The organism is Deltaproteobacteria bacterium (genome assembly GCA_019308905.1).
GTDB lineage: Bacteria > Desulfobacterota > BSN033 > WVXP01 > WVXP01 > JAFDHF01.
The window spans coordinates 1-20,398 of record JAFDHF010000052.1 but is presented as its reverse complement, the minus strand read 5'-3'; the positions used below and the strand labels follow the sequence as shown (position 1 = coordinate 20,398).

Annotated in this window: 22 protein-coding genes; 2 read left to right on the top strand and 20 right to left on the bottom strand. The window is 55.9% G+C overall.

Annotated elements, in window-relative coordinates:
- Window positions 1–75: 75 nt before the first annotated feature.
- Complete coding sequence (locus JRJ26_15280; protein ID MBW2058850.1) at window positions 76–2,652, top strand: FAD-binding oxidoreductase; 2,577 nt, start codon at window positions 76–78, stop codon at window positions 2,650–2,652.
- Here the strand turns inward: JRJ26_15280 and JRJ26_15275 are convergent.
- From JRJ26_15275 to JRJ26_15195, 17 genes are all read right to left on the bottom strand, one after another.
- On the bottom strand, window positions 2,621–3,487 hold the full coding sequence (locus tag JRJ26_15275; protein MBW2058849.1) for an rRNA pseudouridine synthase: 867 nt from the start codon (window positions 3,485–3,487) through the stop codon (window positions 2,621–2,623). The two genes, JRJ26_15280 and JRJ26_15275, sit on opposite strands and share 32 nt — an antisense overlap.
- Window positions 3,488–3,555: 68 nt before the next feature.
- Window positions 3,556–4,113 carry an SMC-Scp complex subunit ScpB gene (gene scpB / locus JRJ26_15270; protein ID MBW2058848.1) on the bottom strand — a complete coding sequence of 186 codons (558 nt, stop codon included), beginning with the start codon at window positions 4,111–4,113 and terminating at the stop codon, window positions 3,556–3,558.
- A gap of 29 nt (window positions 4,114–4,142) precedes the next feature.
- Entirely contained in the window at window positions 4,143–4,388 is a 246-nt protein-coding gene (gene hfq / locus JRJ26_15265; GenBank protein ID MBW2058847.1) for an RNA chaperone Hfq, read from the bottom strand.
- A 61-nt stretch (window positions 4,389–4,449) separates the two neighbouring features.
- Window positions 4,450–5,376 (bottom strand): tRNA (adenosine(37)-N6)-dimethylallyltransferase MiaA, encoded by a 927-nt coding sequence (miaA, locus tag JRJ26_15260; GenBank protein ID MBW2058846.1) that lies wholly within the window; start codon window positions 5,374–5,376, stop codon window positions 4,450–4,452.
- An 84-nt stretch (window positions 5,377–5,460) separates the two neighbouring features.
- A complete protein-coding gene (locus JRJ26_15255; GenBank protein MBW2058845.1) occupies window positions 5,461–5,832 on the bottom strand; it encodes a response regulator in 372 nt (123 codons plus the stop codon).
- A 2-nt stretch (window positions 5,833–5,834) separates the two neighbouring features.
- Entirely contained in the window at window positions 5,835–7,493 is a 1,659-nt protein-coding gene (locus tag JRJ26_15250) for a HAMP domain-containing protein (GenBank protein MBW2058844.1), read from the bottom strand.
- 273 nt (window positions 7,494–7,766) lie between these two features.
- Window positions 7,767–8,177, bottom strand: coding sequence for a response regulator (locus tag JRJ26_15245; GenBank protein MBW2058843.1), 411 nt, complete (start codon window positions 8,175–8,177; stop codon window positions 7,767–7,769).
- Window positions 8,178–8,240: 63 nt separating this feature from the next.
- On the bottom strand, window positions 8,241–8,870 hold the full coding sequence (locus JRJ26_15240; protein MBW2058842.1) for a V-type ATP synthase subunit D: 630 nt from the start codon (window positions 8,868–8,870) through the stop codon (window positions 8,241–8,243).
- Between the two features lie 54 nt (window positions 8,871–8,924).
- Window positions 8,925–10,328, bottom strand: coding sequence for a V-type ATP synthase subunit B (locus JRJ26_15235; protein ID MBW2058841.1), 1,404 nt, complete (start codon window positions 10,326–10,328; stop codon window positions 8,925–8,927).
- Window positions 10,328–12,076, bottom strand: a complete 1,749-nt coding sequence (locus JRJ26_15230; protein MBW2058840.1) for a V-type ATP synthase subunit A — start codon at window positions 12,074–12,076, stop codon at window positions 10,328–10,330. Before JRJ26_15230 ends, JRJ26_15235 begins: the two co-directional genes overlap by 1 nt.
- A 30-nt stretch (window positions 12,077–12,106) precedes the next feature.
- Window positions 12,107–12,436: a V-type ATP synthase subunit F gene (locus JRJ26_15225; protein ID MBW2058839.1), complete on the bottom strand. Its 330-nt coding sequence runs from the start codon at window positions 12,434–12,436 to the stop codon at window positions 12,107–12,109.
- On the bottom strand, window positions 12,429–13,493 hold the full coding sequence (locus JRJ26_15220; protein ID MBW2058838.1) for a V-type ATPase subunit: 1,065 nt from the start codon (window positions 13,491–13,493) through the stop codon (window positions 12,429–12,431). Before JRJ26_15220 ends, JRJ26_15225 begins: the two co-directional genes overlap by 8 nt.
- An 89-nt stretch (window positions 13,494–13,582) precedes the next feature.
- Window positions 13,583–14,161, bottom strand: a complete 579-nt coding sequence (locus tag JRJ26_15215) for a V-type ATP synthase subunit E (protein MBW2058837.1) — start codon at window positions 14,159–14,161, stop codon at window positions 13,583–13,585.
- 88 nt (window positions 14,162–14,249) lie between these two features.
- Window positions 14,250–14,486, bottom strand: coding sequence for an ATPase (locus JRJ26_15210; GenBank protein ID MBW2058836.1), 237 nt, complete (start codon window positions 14,484–14,486; stop codon window positions 14,250–14,252).
- Window positions 14,487–14,620: 134 nt separating this feature from the next.
- Complete coding sequence (locus JRJ26_15205) at window positions 14,621–16,546, bottom strand: hypothetical protein (GenBank protein ID MBW2058835.1); 1,926 nt, start codon at window positions 16,544–16,546, stop codon at window positions 14,621–14,623.
- A gap of 12 nt (window positions 16,547–16,558) precedes the next feature.
- On the bottom strand, window positions 16,559–16,897 hold the full coding sequence (locus JRJ26_15200; protein ID MBW2058834.1) for a hypothetical protein: 339 nt from the start codon (window positions 16,895–16,897) through the stop codon (window positions 16,559–16,561).
- Window positions 16,898–16,948: 51 nt separating this feature from the next.
- The gene (locus JRJ26_15195) at window positions 16,949–17,257 is read right to left on the bottom strand and encodes a zf-TFIIB domain-containing protein (protein MBW2058833.1); all 309 of its coding nucleotides are present in this window, start codon (window positions 17,255–17,257) and stop codon (window positions 16,949–16,951) included.
- A gap of 594 nt (window positions 17,258–17,851) precedes the next feature.
- Between JRJ26_15195 and JRJ26_15190 the strand changes: the two genes are divergently transcribed.
- The gene (locus JRJ26_15190) at window positions 17,852–18,643 is read left to right on the top strand and encodes a GAF domain-containing protein (GenBank protein MBW2058832.1); all 792 of its coding nucleotides are present in this window, start codon (window positions 17,852–17,854) and stop codon (window positions 18,641–18,643) included.
- Window positions 18,644–18,652: 9 nt separating this feature from the next.
- Here JRJ26_15190 and JRJ26_15185 read toward each other — a convergent pair whose 3' ends face one another.
- From JRJ26_15185 to JRJ26_15175, 3 genes are all read right to left on the bottom strand, one after another.
- Complete coding sequence (locus JRJ26_15185) at window positions 18,653–19,222, bottom strand: threonylcarbamoyl-AMP synthase (protein MBW2058831.1); 570 nt, start codon at window positions 19,220–19,222, stop codon at window positions 18,653–18,655.
- A 50-nt stretch (window positions 19,223–19,272) separates the two neighbouring features.
- On the bottom strand, window positions 19,273–19,788 hold the full coding sequence (gene purE, locus JRJ26_15180; protein ID MBW2058830.1) for a 5-(carboxyamino)imidazole ribonucleotide mutase: 516 nt from the start codon (window positions 19,786–19,788) through the stop codon (window positions 19,273–19,275).
- Between the two features lie 93 nt (window positions 19,789–19,881).
- On the bottom strand, window positions 19,882–20,398 hold a 517-nt coding region (locus tag JRJ26_15175), incomplete at its 5' end, for a phosphoribosylamine--glycine ligase (GenBank protein ID MBW2058829.1).

The window sequence follows — 20,398 nt, the reverse complement described above, 5'->3', positions numbered from 1 at the left end:
GCAACAAAGTGAACGAGACGACTTTCGTATAGGCTCTATCGGCGGTGAGTCTGGATACCGCATATGGGGGAGACCATGAATTCTGAGCTGTTTGCAAGGATAGTCGGCAAGGAGAACGTGCATACAGATGAGATCGAGCGACTCTGTTACGGCAGGGATATGTCCATACATGAAGGCGTACCCGACGGGGTTGTCTTTTGCCAGACACGACAGCAGGTTGTCGAGATCCTGAAGGTCGCCAGCTTTCAGAGAATCCCGGTCATCACCCGGGGATCTGGGACCAGTGTGACGGGGGCCGTGCTGGCCATGAACGGGGGCATTATTCTCGACCTCAGTCGAATGAATCGTATCCTGGAGATAAACAGGAAGAGCAATTACGTCCGGGTGGAACCCGGGGTTGTCTGCGCCCAGCTCAATGGAGCACTCGCTCCGACCCATTTCTTCCCTCCCGATCCGGCCAGTGCCACTCTGGCTTCCATAGGCGGGATGGTCAGCACCAACGCCAGCGGAAACCGGGCGTTGAAGTACGGCACCACAAGGGACTATGTCATGGCCATGGAAGTCGTTCTGGCAGACGGTCGCGTCCTCAAAACCGGATCGATAGCCCCCAAGACTTCCTCGGGATATGAGCTCACCCATCTGTTTTCCACCTCAGAGGGGACACTCGGCGTCATCACAGAACTCACCATGAAGATCCTCCCCATGCCCCAGTACATCGCATATGCCCAGGCTAGATTCTCCGATATCGAGTCGGCCGGCAAGGCGGTGGAGGGGATGTTGACCTCCGGATTGCCTCTGTCATCATGCGAAATTCTCGACAGGGTCTCCATCGGGGTCGTAAATCAGGCAATGGGACTGAACATTCCAGCTGAAGTGGGGTGCATCCTATTTATCGAGATCGATGGAAACCGGAAGGCCGTGCGAGAACAGATGGGAGAGATCGACAGGATCTGCTCCGAGAACGGGGGATTGGGGAACCTCTGGGATGACGATCCTTCCAGGAGGCTCCAGATGTGGGCAGGCCGCCAGGGACTCGTTCCCTCCCTGTCCAAGATAAAGCGCGGGGCCAGGCTCATGAACTATATGGAGGACTTCGGCGTCCCTGTGGAGAGGATCCCCGATGCAATAGCGGAGATCCAGAAGATCAGTGAGAAATACAGCTTCCCCATCGGTACCTTCGGCCACGTGGGAGACGGAAACCTCCACGCCGTCACCGTTATCGACCCGAGGAACCGACGCCAGTGGGACATTCTGAGGAAGATAGGGGATGACTTCATCGAGATGACCAGAAGACTCAAGGGAACCTTTTCCGCCGAACACGGCGTGGGAATGGCCAAGTCTCCCTATATCGAGAGAGAGCTGGGTTTGGGGCTGGAAGTCATGGAAAAGATCAAGAAGACCCTCGACCCGAACAATATCCTCAATCCCGGCAAGATGGGCTTTGAGGGGTCTCTCCGGGACGTTTTCGATCGTTCCGCATTTCAGCCCTTTATGGAAGGCTCGGAGGATCTTGCCTCTTTTGGAACCGATGTGGACAATGAGATCCTTGCCTGTATCCAGTGCGGTTTCTGCCGTGCCGGATGTCCGACCTACGGCGAGACGTCCCTCGAGTCGATCAACGCGCGGGGCCGAATCATCCTCGCCTACTATCTTGTCACAGGCCGCCTCCAGCCCTCCGAAGAGCTGGCCAGAAGGTTCTACACGTGCTCCATGTGCCTCAACTGCAAGGCCGTCTGCCCGGCCGGAGTCAGGGTCTCCGACATCATCGAGGCTGCCCGGGCGAGGCTGGTAGAGGCAGGCTATCTCCCGCAAATCCACCAGAGTTTGGTCCATTCGATCGGGGAGAAAGGAAATCCCTTTGGAGAGGCTAGGGAGAAGAGGGCCGACATCTATCCCAGTGGTTACACGCCTAAGCCCGGGACGCCAACCCTCCTCTACTTCGGTTGCGTCGCGTCGTACCAGGACATCAATATAGTCCCGAGCACCCTTGCCGTCATGGACAAGGCTGGGGTCGACTACACCACTCTTGGCAAAGATGAGTATTGTTGCGGTTATGTCTCTTACCTGGTAGGCGAACGGACGGAATTCGAGAAGACCATCGACAGAAACCTCGAACTCTTCAATAAGATGGGGTTCAAGGAGATCGTGACGACCTGCGCGGGGTGCTTTCGCACTTTCAGGGATCTCTATCCTAGACACAGGGATATGGGCGGCATTCGGGTCTTTCACGTCGTGGAGTATATGGAGAAGCTCGTCAAGGAAGGCGTGATATCGATGGGGAAGGGAACCAGACGCAGGGTGGCCTACCACGACCCCTGCGACATGGGCCGCCACATGGAGGTCTACGAGCCGCCGCGCAACCTGATCAAGGCCATGCCGGAGGTGGAGTTGGTTGAGTTTCCGAGAAACAGAAACCTGGCCTTTTGTTGCGGCGGCGGCGGCGGGCTGAAGGCCTACAATACACCTATGAGTCTGGCCATCGCCTACAAGCGGGTTCAAGAGGCTGCCCAAGCCGGGGCCGACACTATCGTCTCGGCCTGTCCGTCGTGCAAGAGCAATCTCCAGCAGGGAGCCGCCAGATTGAGGAGAGAAGGCATGGGAAGGTTGAAGGTCATGGACATTACCGAGCTCCTTCACGAGTCGGCGGCCTGACGGGAACCACCGACCGCCTTTTGGGTTTCTCTCCCGCAGGCTTGCTCGATTGCATGAGAGAAGCCACCTCTTCCGGTGTCAGATTTCTGTACTGTCCCGGCCTCAGTCCTCCAAGCGTCAAAGACCCGTACCCGACCCTCACGAGCCTGAGGACGGGATGGTGGATCGATTGGAACATCCTCCTCACAAGACGATTTCGCCCTTCCCTCACCGTTACCTGCCACCAGGAGTTGGCCTTCATGGTCCGGAGTAGTCTCACCTCACAGGGCTGGGTCGGGCCGTCATCGAGTTTGATACCCCGCCTGAGATGCTTGATCTGCTCGGGCTCTGGCAGCCCCTTCACCTTCACCAGATAGGTCCGTGGCTTCTGATACCTGGGATGGACAATGCGGTGGAAGAAATCTCCGTCTGTGGTCAGAACCACCAGTCCCTCGGAGTCAGAGTCGAGCCGGCCCACGGGATAGAGACGATATTTGGGCCCTTTTATGAGATCGGTCACAACAGGCCGACCCATGGGGTCGCGTCGCGTGCAGAGAACCCCCCGCGGCTTGTTGAGGAGTATGTAGATCTTGGGTTCCAGCTTCTTGATGAGTTTCCCGTCCACACGGATGTGATCCTGCCGGAGATCGGCCTTGAAATCCAGTCGAGTGACCACGGTGCCGTTGACACGGACACGACCCTCCTTTATGAGCCTCGCCGCGCCGCGGCGGGACGCGATTCCGGCCTTGGCCAGGACCTTCACGAGCCTCTCCCGGTCCAATGGGGCACCTCGGATCGATTCTGGGTTTGAGAACGGCCCCTCTTGCTGGGAACTCCGCAATACGGGCGGAACCATGAGAATTCCCCGGCGACTTCCGCCAGCGTCACAGGACCATTTGAGCCCTGTCTCCAGGGGTTGGATCTCTACTCTCCGGGATCAGTGGGTATGGTCTCCCCCTTGTGGAGGTCTTCGATTTCTCTGAGGGTGGGGAGATCGGAGAGGTTCCTGAGTCCGAACACCTGGAGAAACTCCCGCGTGGTTCCATAGACTATGGGTCGCCCGGGTACATCCTTTCGCCCCAGTATCCGGATCAGCCTCCGTTCAAGAAGCGTCTTGAGAACCGAGGCGGAGTCGACACCACGGATCGCCTCGACCTCGGTTCTCATGATGGGCTGCTTGTAGGCGACTATGGCCAGGACCTCCATGGAGGACCGACTGAGCCGCGGCGCCCTGGTCTTTCGGAGTTCCCTTATCCACTCCGAATAGGCGGGCTTGGTACGAAACTGATAGCCTTCAGCAACTTGGACGAGTTCGAATCCGTGCCTCGAGTCGCCGTATTCGACGCTCAACTCCTCCAGGACGTGACTGATCTTCTCCTTTTCCCGTTCCCCCAATATCTCCTTGATGATTTCGACGGTCAGAGGATACTCAGAACTGAAGATCAGGCTCTCGACGGCTGGCCTCAAGGCGGAAAGATCCATTCTCGCAAGAGATCCCTCGTGACATTCGGCTAGTTTCTCGCCTTGTCGCTGAAGGTGTCGAATTTGCTCGACTTGTCATAGGGAGAAATACATGAGACCGCATGTTTGTAGATGAGCTGGTCTGTACTGCTCTTCAGAATGAGACTGAAATTGTCGAAACTGATCACGTAACCTTCCAGGTCCTTTCCGGTAATGAGCTGTACGGTGACCCAGATTCTCTCCTTTCGGATCTTGTTCAGGAATTGATCCTGTACGTTGATCTGACTCTTCGCCATGGAAATCGTCCCCCATTGTCTTCCGCCGACTAACCCCTCTATTACCAATACACTGGATATCCTAAACTTTCAAGAACTTTTTCACCCTTTCCAGAGCCTCCTTTTCAAGGTGTTCTTCTGGTATCCAGAAGACCTCCGGATCGTGTTTGAACCACGTCAACTGCCGCTTTGCATAACGCCGGCTGTCCCGCTTTATGAGCTCCAAAGCCCGTTCCAGCGGCAACTCCTTGTCCAGGTAAGCCGCGATCTGCCGGTAACCTATGCTCTGCATGGGTCTCAGTTCTCTGCCGTATCCCTGATCCAGAAGTCCCCTGACTTCCTCGACCAGTCCTCGCTCGATCATCCGGTCCACCCTGGCCTCAATACGGCGGAACAGCTCCTTTCTCTCCAGAGCGATACCGAGTTTCAGGGCCCGGAATGGTCTGTCGGAGAATCCGTGATCCTTCCAGAGTTCGCTGATCGGCCTACCCAGGGTTTTGTACACTTCCAGCGCCCTGATGATGCGTAACGCGTCATGTGGATGAATCCTGGCGGCAGCCACAGGGTCGACCAGCCGCAACTCCTCATAAAGACTGCCGGGTCCGGCGGCTCTCACCTTGTCTCTCAGATCGGCCCGAACTTCCTCGGGAATAGGCGGGCATCGAAACAGGCCATGGACAAGAGCCCGAAGGTAGAGTCCGGTTCCACCTACCACGAAGGCCGGCTTGTCCGACCCTGTGACGGCTTGAACAGCCCGAAGAGCCGCCTCCCTGTACTGGGCGGCGTCAAAGGGTTGGTCAGGATCGACCAAATCGATTCCATGGTGTCTGATCTCCCGTCTCACTTCAAGGGGCGGCTTATCCGTGCCGATATCCATTTTCCTGTATACCTGCATGGAATCGGCGCTGATGATCTCGCCGCCAAGGCTCTTGGCCAATCGAAGCCCCAGCCTCGATTTGCCAGAACCTGTCGGACCGCAAACTATGACCAACGGGGACCTGTTCACCATACGGGCAGAGACTTTTCAGCCGAATCGGGTTCAAAGCCCACTCTTGTCTGAAATAGATGCATGTCCTACGGCAAGTAGACGGACCTACTCGATTCGTTCGATGGCCTTCTTGATCTTGCTGAGGAACTCCTCCACATTGTACGACTTGTAGATGAAGTCTTTGGCCCCCAATGAAAGAGCGTAGTCCGGTTCCTCAGTGGTGAATCCGGTAATCATGATCACATCCAGCGTGGGGTCGATAATTTTGGCAGCGGTGAGCACATCGATCCCGCTCTTGCCGGGCATCTTGATGTCTGTGATGACGATATCGAACTTCTCCGCAGAGAGCTTCTCTATGGCCTCGCTCCCGTCCTCGGCCTCGACGACCTCATAGCCCTCCTCCATCAGAAGGCCTCCCAGCGCGTCCCTGATAACCTCTTCGTCATCGACGAGCAGTATCTTCTTCTTCTCTACCATAGCTAGCCGCCCAGGCCGGTCGAGTTACCCCAGGCCAGGAGTCTGCTCCTCTTCTTGTAGAATGGACAATCCTGGCAATTGGGAACAGGCATATGACATTCCCTCCGCTCTTGACTGCCAAGGATCTCCCAGCAGCGGTGGCCCTGCCCCCTCTTGTAGACCGGGCAGTCCTCTGCCTTCATGTCCTTCAGGCAATGGCCGCAACCGATCTCTTCCCAACACGGTTTCGCCTTGACAGAGGGAAGGAGAATCCTGAAGATCGTTCCACCCCCTTCATTCCTTCTTACATCCATCATCCCCGAGTGGTTCTTGATGATCTCGTGACTCAGCGAAAGACCCAGCCCAACCCCCTTTCCGTCCTCTTTTGTCGTAAAGAAAGGGTGAAAGATCTTCTCGACGATCTCCTCGGGAATCCCCACCCCCGTGTCGATAAAGTCGATCTCCACAAACTGGTCATCAAGGAGCCCGAAACACCGGATCGTCAATTTCCCCTTGCCCATCGGGTCCATAGCATCTCTCGCATTGGTTATCATATTCAGGAAGACCTGATGGAGCTGATTCTTGTCGGCCATGACCTTCGGGCAATCCTCGGCAAGATCCTTGACCACCTCGATGTTGTGGTTCTCGAGTTGCTTCTGTACCATCATGAGGGCGTCCTCGATCGGCTCGTTTACATTCACCTCCGTCTTCTCGGCCTTGGATTGCCTCGAGAACATCCTTATGTTGTTGGTGATCCGTGTCATACGCTCAACTTGGGTGAGGATCTTCTGAATATGAGCGTACTGCTTGCTTGCCGGGTCAAGACCCTTGAGAGAACGCTCGGCAAAGATACCGATGGCCAGGAGCGGTTGGTTCAACTCATGGGCTATGCTGGCTCCCAGCTGTCCCATACCAACCATCTTGGCAGCCTGGATCAGCTCTGCCTGGGTCTTCTTCAACTCCTTGTTTGCCACCTCCAACTCATAGGAAAACTCCTGGGCCCTCTTCTTCTCCAGATTGATCTTGCGCATGTCATCCTGGAGTCTCTGGGCCATGGCGTTGAAGTCCTTTGCCAGTTCTCCGATTTCGTCCTCAGAAGAGATGTCAACCCGCTTCGAAAGGTCCCCGCTGGCAACGGCCCGTGTCGCCGTGACAAGGGTTTGAATCGGTCGAATCAGAAGCACCCTGACGACGATAAAACCGAAGACCAGATAGATGGCGATGCCTATAATCCAGAGAGTAAGGATCGTCAGGATGATCTTCTGCCGTGCCAGGGTTACCTTGTGGAGGGGGCTGATTATGGCGAGAGACCCGACAGCCTTGCCGTCGACCAGATAGGGGTAGAAAACCACCTTGTTTCTCTCTCCCCCGATCTTCAAGGCCCTGAGCACAGGGGCGGGGTTCGGCTCAGCCATCTCCGCTGGCACCATCCCTCTCAACCTGTTGAGTATCTCATCGCCTCCTTTGCCAAGGGTGGAGGCTATGGGCACTCCCTCCTGGTTGAATACCACAAGGTCGATGTCCGGCATCTTCTCTTTTATCCTCCGGAGGGAACGGGAAACCGACAGGAGGTGGCGGTCCAGAATATGGGGATAGGGAACCTTGCCGGTCATCTCGTACAGAAGCATGTACGTGGCGTGGCCCAGGGACAGAACCCGGACATCGGCTTTCTCCTCAAGCATCCTCGTCGAGATCCTCACGCTGTATGGCAAGGTCAAGAGGAGCCCGATAAGTCCGATTGTCAAGAAAGGAAGTGTGAGTTTGTAGAAGAGCTTGACCCTAAGTCGTCTCAGTAGGAAAATAGCCGCTTCCTCCTATCTGTCACCTGGCATCCAGGCAGATCCCCCCCGGCCTTCTCCGTCAGAGCCGGCAAGGCTCCGAGTCTCGGTGCCGGCATTTATCGGATGAAACCAGGGACTGGGGCCGACAATGGCAGGCAAAAGCCTCGAATCCGACTACGAGGTCGCCCCCATCATCATGTCCCGCTTGTGGAGCAGAACCTTGATGCGGTGGCAGAGTATCTCGCTCTTGAAAGGCTTGAGGATGAAATCATCCGCCTTGGATACCAGCAGTGCTCGAGCATGGCTCTTCGGGTCGGTAAAGGCTCCGGTGATTATGATTACGAGGATCTTGGAGATAGATTCATCCTCGTCTGTCTTGATCTCACGGCAGACCTTGAATCCGTCCTTCTTCGGTATCTGGGCGTCCAGAACAACCAGATCCGGCCTCTCAGAGCGAACCTTTTCGAGGGCCTCATCACCATCGGACGCGGTGACCACATCATAGCCCTCGTCCAGCAACAGCCCCTCCAGCGCGTCGACAACGACCTCTTCGTCATCGACGATCAGTATCTTGTCCTGTCTCATCTGTCCCTCCTTTTTCGGCCCCACTCAGCTATCCCGGAGCCGGCCGCCCAGCCCTGGCCATCCCTAACGCTTCGCCTCCCTCATCTTTTTCAGCCTCTTCAGGCGAAACAGATCCTCCCTTTCCCTCTCCTCCAGAGTCCCTTCGATCAATCGGCTCTGCATTTCGAGCCCGGGAATTACGACCTGTTCGAGCGCATTGACCCGGCGCGTCGTCTTGCGGATCTCGTCGCCCACCCTTTTCACCCTGACCTCATTGCTTGCCATGGTGATAATCAGGTTAATAATCCCCTCAAAGCATGTTGCCGCATCGTCTATCCGCGAGGAAACCGTGTGAATCCCGTATCCCCTTGCCATTACCGACCGTACGACGCTCTTCTTCTCGAGTTCTGGGACCCGGATACCCCAGACATTGCGGCGCTCTATGCCGATGGAAATCTCCCTTCTCGTCGACATGCCTACCGACCTCACCACATGAGGCCCATCGACCGCCAGTGCCACGTTGAGAGTGCCGGCAGCATTTCGGACACGTTCGTCCAGCTCGTCCCGAAACGTAAACATCTCTCTAACCATGGTAAAGAATTCCTTGACCAGAGCATCGCGCTTGTTTTTCAAGAGGCTCACACCGTCACGGGCGAGGTTGGTCTGAGCCTTGTTCAGAAGCAGATTCATCCGAGTGGGACTGATCTTTTCCAAGACTGGACTCCTCCTGGCCGCTGAAAACCCGGGTACTCGGGGCCGGGTCCCCGTCTAGATCACTGCCTGGACAGGTTTTCTCTCCTCCTGGTAGTATCGGTCGATGTGTTCTGTCTTGATCCTCCTCAACTCGGCGCGCGGAAGCTGGGAGAGAAGGCCCCAGCCGATGTCGAAGGTCCGTTCCATGGACCGGTCCTCCGACCCCTGATGGATAAAGCTCCTCTCAAAATCCTCTGCTAGTTTCAGGTAACTCTGATCGAGTTCTGTCAGGGCCTCTTCACCTACGATCGCCACGAGCCGCCTCAGCTCTCTTCCCTTGGCATAATAGGCGTAGAGCTGGTCGGCAAAGCCCCTATGGTCCTCTCTTGTCTGCCCCTCGCCGATTCCCTGGTTCATGAGCCGCGACAAACACGGAAGAGCGTCTATGGGGGGGTAGATTCCCTTACGATGAAGCTCACGGCTGAGCACGATCTGCCCTTCGGTGATGTACCCGGTCAGATCGGCTATAGGGTGGGTGATGTCATCATCGGGCATGGTGAGAATAGGGATCTGTGTGATTGAACCCTTCTTTCCCTTGATGCGTCCGGCCCTTTCGTAAATCGTGGCGAGATCCGTGTACATGTATCCGGGGTAGCCCCTTCTCCCCGGAACCTCCTCCCTGGCCGATCCGATCTCCCGAAGGGCCTCACAGTAGTTGGTCATGTCCGTGAGGATGACCAAGACATGCATGTCACACTCGAAAGCCAGGTACTCCGCCACGGTCAGGGCGCATCTCGGCGTGAGAAGCCTCTCGATCGTCGGCTCATCCGCCAGATTGAGGAAGATGACCGTCCGGCCCAGGGCACCGGTCTTCTCGAAATCACGCATGAAGAAGGAGGCCTCCCTCTGGGTGATGCCCATGGCCGCAAAGACGACTGCGAAATGCTCTGCTTCGCCTCTCACCTTGGCCTGCCGGACCAGCTGGCTCGCTATGTCGTTGGCCGGAAGTCCGGCTCCGGAGAAGATAGGCAGTTTCTGCCCTCTCACAAGGGTATTCAACCCATCGATGGCCGAGATTCCGGTCTGAATAAATTCCGCAGGCCTCTCTCTGGAAATAGGATTGATCGGCGATCCCGTGATCTCGAGTCTCTTCTCAGGCAGAACCTGAGGCAACCCATCTACGGGCTTTCCCGCACCGTTGAAAACCCTTCCGAGCATGTCGAGAGAGACACCTATCTTTGCCACCTCATCTCTGAATACCACCCGCGTAGAGTCGACATCCAATCCGGCAGTGGCCTCCAACACCTGAATCACCACATTCTCCTCAGAGGTCTCCAGGACCTGACCGGTCCGTTCCTCTCCTGTGGGGAGAAGAATTCTCACCATGGCTCCGTAAACCGCCTCGGGGATGCTCCGTGTAAAGACCAGTGGACCGGAAATATAGTGGACAGCCCGGTATTGTCTAGTCGCCAATTCCATTACAGTTCTCCAATGTCTTTGGTTATCCGGGATATGAGCTCCTCGACCCTCTCGGTGAAGGTCTCGTTTGGTATCTCCTTCATCCGCGAGAGTTCCTCCCTCAAGGGGTGACCGATGAGGCTCTCCAGAGGAACGCCTCTTTCAAGTGCCCTGCCACTCTCCCTGTAAAAGGCCATGAGCGCTTTGATCATCCCGTGTTGCTTCTCAAAGGGACAAAAGCAGTCTACCTCGTGAAAGGCGCTCTGGCGCAGATAGTCCTCTCTGACCGATCTGGCCATCTCCATGACGAGCCGTTCCGCATCCGGCAAGGCGTCCAACCCTACCAGCTGGGCCACCTCCTGGAGTTCCGTCTCCTTCTGAAGCAGAATCATCGTCTCCTCCCTGAGACTATCCCAGTCTTGGGCCACGTTCTCGGCGAACCAATCCTTGAGATGCTCCGAATAGAGGCTGTAGCTTCGGGTCCAGCTGATTGCCGGGAAATGGCGCGCGTGCGCCAGGGTAGAGTCCAGGGCCCAGAGTGCCCCGGTGATTCTCATGGAAGCCTGGGTCACAGGCTCTGAAAAATCCCCTCCAGGAGGAGAGATGGCGCTGATTACGGTGACAGATCCCTCCCGGCCGTCGCCGCCCAGGCAGACGACCCGCCCTCCTCGCTCGTAGTAGTTTGCCAATCGAGTGGCCAGATAGGGCGGGTATCCCTCCTCGCCAGGCATCTCGGCCAGGCGAGACGACATCTCCCTGAGTGCCTCGGCCCACCGTGAAGTGCTGTCCGCCAGAATGCCTACCCGGTACCCCATGTCCCTGTAATACTCCGCCATGGTGATGCCGGTGTAAATGGAAGCCTCCCGAGCCGCCACAGGCATGTTGGAAGTATTGGCAACCAGGACCGTTCTGTTCATAAGAGGGAGGTCGGTCCTCGGATCGACCAGATGGGGGAACTCGTAGATCAAATCGGTCATCTCGTTCCCCCTCTCACCGCACCCCACGTAGATGATGATGTCCGTGTTTGCGAACTTTGCCAGGGTGTGTTCCACAACGGTCTTTCCCGTACCGAAGCCGCCCGGCACGATGGCCGTGCCTCCATCGGATATGGGAAACATGGTGTCCAGGATCCTCTGGCCTGTGATAAGAGGAACGGTGGAGCCGAGTTTCCTGACATAGGGACGGCCCACACGGGACGGCCATTTCTGCAGCATCAGAAGAGGGGTTTCATCATCAAGCATGCCCACGGGTTCCTCTATCCTGAACTTACCCTTCCCAATCTCCCTGACCGTCCCGGAGACACCTGGGGGAACCATCACCCGGTGGACAATGGCCGGTGTCTCCTGGACCTCCCCGATGATTGTGCCCCCTTCGACCCTGTCGCCTTTGGTTACGGTGGGAGAAAACTCCCATTCCCTATCTCTGGGCAACCCCGGGACCGTGATTCCCCGGCCGATGTAGTCCCCTGAAATCTGCTCCAGGTGACTGAGGGGGCGCTGGATGCCGTCATAGATGGAAGTCAAGAGACCAGGGCCGAGTTCCACAAGCAGAGAATTCCCGGTGTTGATCACCTCCTCACCGATCCCCAACCCCGAGGTATCCTCGTAAACCTGTATCGTCGCAGTATCCTCATCAAGGCGGACGATCTCTCCCACCAGCCCGAGCTTGCCCACCTTGACCATGTCGTACATCTTGGCACCCGACATGTTTCTGGCCACTACTGCCGGACCAGAAACCTTTGAAACAACGCCTGATCTTGGTTTTTCCATTGATGAACCTCATATGACAGGGGTTAGTCCCTACCGGGTCAACTTGATATGGTATCCGATCGCCTTCCGGATCAACTGGGCCGCGTAACTCTCTTCAACATCTCTCCTCTCTTCCGTATAGACGACCGGCGGAAACGGAATAATCAGAGGTACCTCGCTCTCTGTGACGAGTCGCATCATCCTACCGTCGAATCCCCTGATAAAGTCCTCATTGATTGCTACAAGGCCGACATCTCCTCTTTCCACGGTCTCCTTGAGCACCTCGGCAGCAGTCTCCGGAGTCGCCTCCTTGACTTCGACGCCTGTCAGAAGGAACCCGATCCGGCTTGCTCTGTCTGTGATCACCACCATATTATACAAAGATCAATCCCTCCCGGATAAGCGTCTCAGGCAGATGAGCCACCTTGGCCCGGCAGACTATCCTCAGGTTCACCGTCTCACAGAGCTTCAACCAGAGGTATCCGATCACCGGAGCGATACTTAGTGGATTTCTCCTGAACATGCCCGCTCCCCTTTCGATCAGATTCCGGTCCAGCAGCCTCTCAACTGCAGGCAACCCCGCGCTTCCGGAGAATCTCTCCTTTGCCTGGGCCAGAACGCTCCTGTAACTCGTATGGGCAAACTTCCCGAGTGCCTCCTCGAGGTCTCGGCTAGATGCTGCAGACAGAAAATCCTCTGCCTTGATCTCGATCCCTCCCGGGATGAAGAGGCCGCCCCGTTCGGCCTGAGGAATCTGATTGGCAACGATCTTCAAGGCCGCTAGGATGTTCAGCATGTCGATCTCCCTCCCCAGGGATTCCATTACCATTCGGGTACTCTCGTCGTCCAGCCCCCTTTTGAGAAACCCGAGAGACCTCTCGAAGTAGAACTTGTCCAGGGCTATCTCCATACCGGTCAGGCTGTTGGTGGCGAACACATCTGAGAGGCTGGCCTGGAGCGGAGGGTAGTAGTCGGAGTTCCACGTGATCAGCAGCTCTACCACAGCCTTGATGTCGGGCTGCTTGAGCATCTCCTTCAGCAAGGGTTCGGTGAGCCTGCAGACCGGAACCGTACTGCCCAACACCTGCTCTGGAGGTTCGCCCGAGAACTTGCCTCTGAGGACGGTCTTGATGTTGTATATGTCCCATCGGCCCAAAAGGATCCCCAAGAGCCGCTTGGGTGCTCCAGTCACCATAGCATAGATCCCGGAATACACCTGAGCGAGGCGTCTTCTGATACCCTCTTCGACGGCAGCGATCTCCGAAACCTCAAGGGTGAGAGCCTCCTCGATGTGTTTTCCGTAATCTGTCCCCCGGAGAAGTCCCACGATCGAGTGGATCTGCTCTTCGGCCATAAGCTTCTCCAGGAAGGCCCTGTCGAGGAGACGACTCTTCATCGCCCTGATTCGGGCATTGATATAAGCATAGTCGTCATTCACAAACACACCCTCTTTGGACCGGTTGGCCCCCCGGTCTTCGGTCCGCCGTCGTTCTCCAGAAGCACGTTCGGATTCGCATAGAGAAGAGACTACTCTCCACCAAAAAGAATCCGGCTCACCTGCTCTATGAGGGGCTCTCTCAGCTTTTCGAGTCTCGACTCGATGGTATTGTGGATGGAAAGAGCACCATCCCTGGTTTCGACTACCAAGCCGCCGAAAGAGTCTTCCCCCGACTTCACCTCTGCTTCGATTCCCTTTGAGGCAAGGATCTTCTCGATCAGGTGGACGTCCCGCCTGTCCACATAGACAACGACATCTCCGCCCTCCAAAACCTCGTCCCCGAGCTTCTGGAGAATCGACTCGTAATCGCCCCTTTCCCTGATCTTGGACAAATCTTCTCGTGCCCTTTCAAAGGCCTCCTCCAGAATCTCGTTCTTCATCTGGACCAAGGACCTCTTCTTCCGCAAATCCGATTCCCCCCGGATCCCGGTTCTCGTCAGTTCCAGCTCCGGATCCTCCTCCTCGAGAATCGATTGAGCCAATTCCTTCGCCCTCGCCTCGGCCTCCTCAATCAAACGTTTCGCAGTCCTGTCGGACCTGGAAAGGATCCTCTCCCTCTCCTCTCTACCCTTTGCCTCAATGGCCTCAAGCAACTCCGCGAAGCCCATACCAACCCCCTCGTCTACACCCGCAGCAATCCGGTGGGACCCGTTCCTCCCCGCAGCCCGGTTCCACTTTCCGTCCGGAAGCAGCCTCTCAGAACATGAAAAGAACGATCGCCGCGATCACGAAGCCGAGGATGACCACCGTTTCCGGAATGGCCAGAAGGACAATCATCAATCCGGTCATCTCCGGCTTCTCGGCGATCACGCCTGCCCCTGCCGCTCCAATCCTTGACTGGGCAAGGCCGGTAGCCACCCCTCCCAATCCGATTGCCAGGCCCGCACCGACGGCGACGAGACCCTTGCCGATCGAGGTTTCCCCTCTTGCCATGCCCTTCTCAGCGGCGTAGATCAAAGCCGTCCAGATCCACGAAGACACAACCATCAGGAAAACCGCGCCAAACAGCCTCTTGAGATTTCTCACCCCATATTCCTCCTTTTCCCCGTTGTCTCTCCCCTTGGTGATCATGGATTCACTACCTCCCCCGCCCTGCTAAAGGGCGTGTATTTCCTTCCACCATATCGAAAGAACTGTTTGAAAAACTCGACGTAGTGCAACCGCAGTCCCTGAATAGTGGGACTGTAAAGGCCGAGCACAAGGTTCAAAGCGTGGAGGAGCAAAACTATGATCGCCGCGACAACGAAGTTTCCCAAAGCTCCTCCAAAGAAATTCGCCACCATAGCGATGATGGCCGATGAAATACCGATAGCCATCAGCCGCGCATAGGAAAGGATGTTTCCAATGACCGAGATGATCTCAAGAATCCCCACAAATCCCTCAGCGTAGATCAACAGGGGAATCGAGACCAGAATCAGCACGATCCCTGTCGTGAAAAACTCCCTGGGCAGAAGCCTGGCCAGATAACTGATGAGAATAAAGATCGCACATATCACACCTATGGTGGATGCTCTGGCGATACCTTGCTTCGGAGAACGCATCCTGAAGGACTCGACTATCCCGAGGATGAGGCCGAGAAAGACGTGGAAAACCCCTATCCCGACGGATAGATAGAGCAGAGGTACCATGGCCTTGAGCCGCTCCCTCCACAAGGGTCTCAATCCCAGAAAATGCTCCCCGAAGTCACCAAAAAGTTCCCCGTACATGAGGCCGAAGATCACGCTGGAAATCGAGCAGACGATGAGCACGTACATCGCATCTTGGACGACGGGTTTTGTGCGGTACTTCCGTCTAAAAAAGAGAGCCGCTCCCAAGAAGATAAGCCCGTAGGCAATGTCTCCCAGCATCATTCCAAAAAAGATTGGGAATCCCACTGCCAGGAGAGTCGTAGGATCGATGGCGTCATACTTCGGCAGAGGGAAGATCGACATCAGCTTCTCAAAGGGTCTGACAAGGGGAGAGTGAACCACACAGACCGGAATATTCTCCTTATCCTCTCGATCGACGGGTACAACATTGACAATGGTCGTCTCGCCGACCTCTTCACTCAGCCTATTCTTCAGGGTCGAAACGTGCCGAGTGGGAAGCCAACCGCCTATCATGAAAGTGTACCGGGTCTGGGCAAAATTCAGAAAGACCTTGTATATATTCAATTGGTCCTCCACCTCTGCCAGCAGCTCGGTGATAACCCCATACCATTCCGCTGAGATCTCTCCGATCTTGGCCTCCAAGTCTTTCAGATTCTCGGGCAGGTCTGATTTCATCTCGTTCAGGATATCAAGAGCTTCGTTGAAGGGCCGGTCGGCCAGATCAGAAGGCATCTTTATCTCGTGGATGTCTGTCGTATTGAGCAGCGACCCCACCTCTTTTGAAAAAGCCTTGTTGATGAGAAGCAGAAGAGCCGAGGTGTCCCGGGATACTTCCTTGAGGATCAGATGAAACTGGCCTCCTGTGATCCTTTCCAGCTCCGCCTGGAGCAGAGGCATGACCGCATCCTCATACTTCTTCTCGAGGGTCAGGCCTATGATCGCGTGATCCTCCAGGGTTTCGAAACCCTGAAGTAGAGGGGTGAACACTTCAAAGACTTCCTCGTATCTGGCTATGACCGCCAGCTTCTCCTGAATCTCGTTCCGCTCCTTAACCAAGGCGCCCACTTCCTCGGTCAGTCGATCGAGGCGGGGAGTCCATTGCTCGAAGAGGTCCTTCACGTGGGCTTTCTTTACCGGAGAACCCTCTTCTTTTTTCTTTTCCCTTTCAGGCGGTGGAAGGAGAAGCTGGAGATGTTTCAACTTGCCCAGAAGAACCTCCAGTTGCCCTTTCTCTCCCAACTGCTCCTCATCGAGCTCCACTTCCGAAAACCCAAACTCCGGGTTCTTGATCACGTGGGAGAGGTCCTCGATGTGGAGCACGCCCATATCGTAGATCAAATCGAGCACCCTCTTGAGATCGTCTCTCTTGCCTATGATTTCCACCTTGGTCATATCGAGTATCATCGTCTCCCTCATTCAACGGGGCAGGACAGCCTCCACGATTCTCTGGACGGCGGCAGGCAGACGGGACCTCGCCTCTGCGGCCATGGTCTTCAGGTCGTTTTCATGTTGTTCCTCAGCCCGACGGACCTCTTCTCGCACCTCTTGGAGACGCTTCTCCTTTGTCTCCCGCTTCCGGTCAAGGGCACGCCTTCTCGCCTCCTCGACAATCTCCGTCGCCCTTTGCCGGGCTTCCCGGATCTCGGTCTCTGCCTGAGCCTTGGCATCCTCTATCATGGCCTGGATCTCTCTCTCTTTCTCGCTGATGGTCTTCAGCATTGCCAGAGCGTCCCGGCCTACGGCTTGATCCGTCATGATCTCCTCCATGGACGGCCCCTCTATTCGACGGCTTTCGAGGTTCCCACACTATTTTTTCTTCTGTTCCGTCATCTCCCAGAACAACTCGCGAGCTCCTTCCGCAAAAGACTTGATTTCCACCTGTATGATCACGTCGAGTTCCCCCTTGTCCAGCCAGACCCCTTCGCAGTTCTCGCATTTCTTCATTTTCAGGTATTCAAACTTCGGATAGGCTGCCTTCTGGAGATCGTGCCCGCAGTTAGGACACTTCATCCAATGTGCTTTCTTGAGGGCGAGATCCTCCTTATCCTTTCGCTTCTGTATCTCCTGTTGCTTGATCCACTTCTCTTCTTCCTCACTTGGTTTTCTCATTGGCATCGACTCAATCCTCCAACCAGGTGGCAAGGCTTTCTCTTTCACAGTATCCGACAAAAAAACCGACAAAGCACCCGACTCGGTAGGAAGGCCAGACTGAAAACAATTAAAGAAATGTTTCACATTATTACCGTAAAACCGGCCCCTTTGTCAACAGCTTCGTGATTCGTGTTCGTGATTCGTGTTCGTGGGGAAGGGGCAGGAACTGCCCACCCGCGAACCTTGATAGGGTCACCCCGTGAGCTCAGGAGCGAGGGGACGAGGGTGTTCTCATGCCAAAACAGGAAAAATCCTGAAGTCATATACTTCCAAGAATCCTCGGCCGAAAACTCACGAAACTCCACCCCTGATCCTAGGTTTCCCCGACTCTTGAAGAACACCATTGTTCCCATCCTCCGGGGTCACGAATTCCCAGGGAAAAAATCTCTTGCAGGTCCACCAGAATTGTAATACCATCAAGACCGATCCTGATGCTTCCCGGTCTCGTTCTCTGGTGTTCGGTTTGCCCATCCGAAACAGCGCCGTAGAGAACCCAGAGGCTGACGACCACGAGAGCTAAGACCTTTTATCCACCACATTCGGCTTCGGAGATAGTCCATGCCTCCCTATACGGAGAACTCCTCTGACTACGGGGAAGAGGCCGCTCTGAGAGAACTCGACCTTCTCTGGCAAATCGGCGGGGAGTCCACTCCACCCCCGACACATCGGGAGCGCTTCCTTCATATCATGGACGTACTCCACGAGACCTTTGGGAAACGGTATGGATCACTTACTCTCTTAGCGCCTTTGAGAAGGGAAGTGATTCTCGAGGTGGTCTACGGCGATTCCAGGGACATTCCGAGGCTCGATCAGGGCATTATCGGGCAGATTCTGGCAGAGGCCAAGCCCCTTGTCCTAAGCCGCGTGACGCAAGAACCACTCAAGCTTCCCCTCAAAAGTCCCCAGGAGAAGGGACTCTCTCTTCTCTGCTTACCCGTTATGAACAGGGCAAGGCCCGTGGGGGTCCTCAGCACCGATCCGGTCTACCCAGAGACTGTCTCGGTGGAGAGGGATCTCAAGCTGTTGAAGGTAATCAGCTGCTTGGCTTTCAAGGACGTACCGTTTCCAGACGACAACCAGATGGTTCCCGAACAATCGACGGGAGATACCCCGCTTGACAGGCTCCTGGAAGACAAGCTCAAGCGGATGATCGAAAAGGTCGATCCCCGCACCGAGGCCCACTGTGCCCTTCTCCCTGACATAGTGAGACTCGTGGAGAGGATAGTTATCAAGTGGAGTCTCAAACGGCACAACAATCTCCAAACCGCCACGGCCTCTTTCCTCGGAATCAATCGCAACACTCTTAGAAAAAAGATGAGGGATCTCAACATCCAGTCCAGGAAGCCCTGAAAAGGGTTCTCAGATTCCATCGATCTCGACCGCTCCTCTCCGGATGATCCTCGGTCTCTCCCCTGTCACGTCGAGGAGGGTTGAACTCCTGCCTTCCATGGATCCAGGCATGTCGATGACCAGATCGATCCGACCTCCGAATGTGCGGACAATGTCCTCTGGTTCCATCAGACTCCTTCCCCCGGAAATATTGGCACTCGTTGAAGTCAAGGGGGAATCAAAGACCTGAAAGAGACCCCTGACAAAGGGATGGGGGGAGATTCTCACTCCGATGGTTCCGGTCTGCCCTGTAAGGACCGAGGGAACGAGGTCTGAAGCTGGGAAAACGATCGTAAGAGCCCCGGGCCAAAACTCTTCCATGAAAGGTCTGGCCATGGGCGGGACACCGGACACCACCAGATCGAGCATATCCTGATCTCTCACAAGCACGGAGACCGGTTTCTTGGGGGCTCTCGACTTCAGCTCGAAAAGTCTTCCCACCGCCGCTTCGTTGAAGGCATCCACACCCAGCCCGTAGACCGTTTCAGTCGGATAGGCGATTATCCCACCCTTTCGGAGGAGCCTCGCTATCTCCTCCATTGGCCATGCATCGGTGTGAAGGTGGCTCAACCTCAGGATACGAGAGGGGGTCACTTCTCCGCCTTTCCAAGAGCCTTGTCCTTGTTCTCGACATCCCTCTTCATTCTGTTCCTGTACCTTTGCAATCTCGTCCGGATCCAGGGATACTTCAACGAGAGAATCTGCGCCGCCATGATGCCCGCATTTCTCGCACCACTCCTGCCTATTGCCATGGTTGCCACTGCGACTCCTCCCGGCATCTGAACCGTAGAGAGAAGGGAATCGATCCCTCTCAGAGCCGTGGAACCTACCGGCACCCCTATGACAGGGAGAAGCGTCTGAGAGGCAAGGACTCCTGCAAGATGGGCGGCCCCTCCAGCCCCTGCTATGATCACCTCGAGACCTCTTGCCACTGCCGATTTTGCATATCTTCCAACCTTGTCGGGGGATCGATGGGCAGAGGCGACAGTCATCTCGTAGGGTATCCCGAAGCTCTCGAGACTCGAAGCGGCCTCTGCCATAACCTCGAGATCTGAATCACTGCCCATAACAATTCCGACCAACGGATTTTCTCCTTCCCTCTTCATCGGCGATTCTCCTCCCCGGCAGCCCCTACTGGATCGAGGTCAGCCGCCGGGAAAAGAGGGGATATCTCCCCTCCCGCATCTGGACCCAGTAGGTTAGCTGCAATCTTGGCGCAGGCGTGCCAGAGCTCTGGCCCCGATATCCTTCCTGTAGTACACCCCTTCCCAGGTAATCCTCTCTGAGACCTCGTAGGCTCTCCTGACGGCTTGAGGGATTCCTTCTCCCAGAGCGGTCACTCCGAGAACCCTTCCGCCATTGGTCACGACCCTGTCCTCCTGCAACGCCGTACCGGCGTGGAACACGACAACATCCTCGGCTGATTCGGCCTGGTCCAGTCCCGTGATTACCCTGCCTTTTTCGTAGAGCCCGGGATATCCCTGCGAGGCCAGAACCACACAGACGGCGGCTCGACTGTCCCATTCGATCTCCATACCCGTGAGCGTTCCTTCTATACAGGCCGTAAGCAAAGGAACGATGTCGCTCTTCATCCTCACCAGAATGGGTTGGGCTTCGGGATCTCCGAAACGTGCATTGAACTCGAGGACAAAGGGGTTCCCATCCTTGATCATCAGCCCTCCATAGAGAACGCCCTTATAGGGCCTCCCCTCGGCA

Coding starts and splice junctions, on each gene's coding strand:
- JRJ26_15280 (MBW2058850.1), top strand. CDS start 76: ATGAATTCTGAGCTGTTTGCAAGGATAGTCGGCAAGGAGAACGTGCAT.
- JRJ26_15275 (MBW2058849.1), bottom strand. CDS start 3,487: ATGGTTCCGCCCGTATTGCGGAGTTCCCAGCAAGAGGGGCCGTTCTCA.
- scpB (MBW2058848.1), bottom strand. CDS start 4,113: ATGGATCTTTCCGCCTTGAGGCCAGCCGTCGAGAGCCTGATCTTCAGT.
- hfq (MBW2058847.1), bottom strand. CDS start 4,388: ATGGCGAAGAGTCAGATCAACGTACAGGATCAATTCCTGAACAAGATC.
- miaA (MBW2058846.1), bottom strand. CDS start 5,376: ATGGTGAACAGGTCCCCGTTGGTCATAGTTTGCGGTCCGACAGGTTCT.
- JRJ26_15255 (MBW2058845.1), bottom strand. CDS start 5,832: ATGGTAGAGAAGAAGAAGATACTGCTCGTCGATGACGAAGAGGTTATC.
- JRJ26_15250 (MBW2058844.1), bottom strand. CDS start 7,493: ATGCTTGAGGAGAAAGCCGATGTCCGGGTTCTGTCCCTGGGCCACGCC.
- JRJ26_15245 (MBW2058843.1), bottom strand. CDS start 8,177: ATGAGACAGGACAAGATACTGATCGTCGATGACGAAGAGGTCGTTGTC.
- JRJ26_15235 (MBW2058841.1), bottom strand. CDS start 10,328: ATGGAATTGGCGACTAGACAATACCGGGCTGTCCACTATATTTCCGGT.
- JRJ26_15230 (MBW2058840.1), bottom strand. CDS start 12,076: ATGGAAAAACCAAGATCAGGCGTTGTTTCAAAGGTTTCTGGTCCGGCA.
- JRJ26_15215 (MBW2058837.1), bottom strand. CDS start 14,161: ATGGGCTTCGCGGAGTTGCTTGAGGCCATTGAGGCAAAGGGTAGAGAG.
- JRJ26_15210 (MBW2058836.1), bottom strand. CDS start 14,486: ATGGCAAGAGGGGAAACCTCGATCGGCAAGGGTCTCGTCGCCGTCGGT.
- JRJ26_15205 (MBW2058835.1), bottom strand. CDS start 16,546: ATGATACTCGATATGACCAAGGTGGAAATCATAGGCAAGAGAGACGAT.
- JRJ26_15200 (MBW2058834.1), bottom strand. CDS start 16,897: ATGACGGATCAAGCCGTAGGCCGGGACGCTCTGGCAATGCTGAAGACC.
- JRJ26_15195 (MBW2058833.1), bottom strand. CDS start 17,257: ATGCCAATGAGAAAACCAAGTGAGGAAGAAGAGAAGTGGATCAAGCAA.
- JRJ26_15190 (MBW2058832.1), top strand. CDS start 17,852: ATGCCTCCCTATACGGAGAACTCCTCTGACTACGGGGAAGAGGCCGCT.
- JRJ26_15185 (MBW2058831.1), bottom strand. CDS start 19,222: ATGGAGGAGATAGCGAGGCTCCTCCGAAAGGGTGGGATAATCGCCTAT.
- purE (MBW2058830.1), bottom strand. CDS start 19,788: ATGAAGAGGGAAGGAGAAAATCCGTTGGTCGGAATTGTTATGGGCAGT.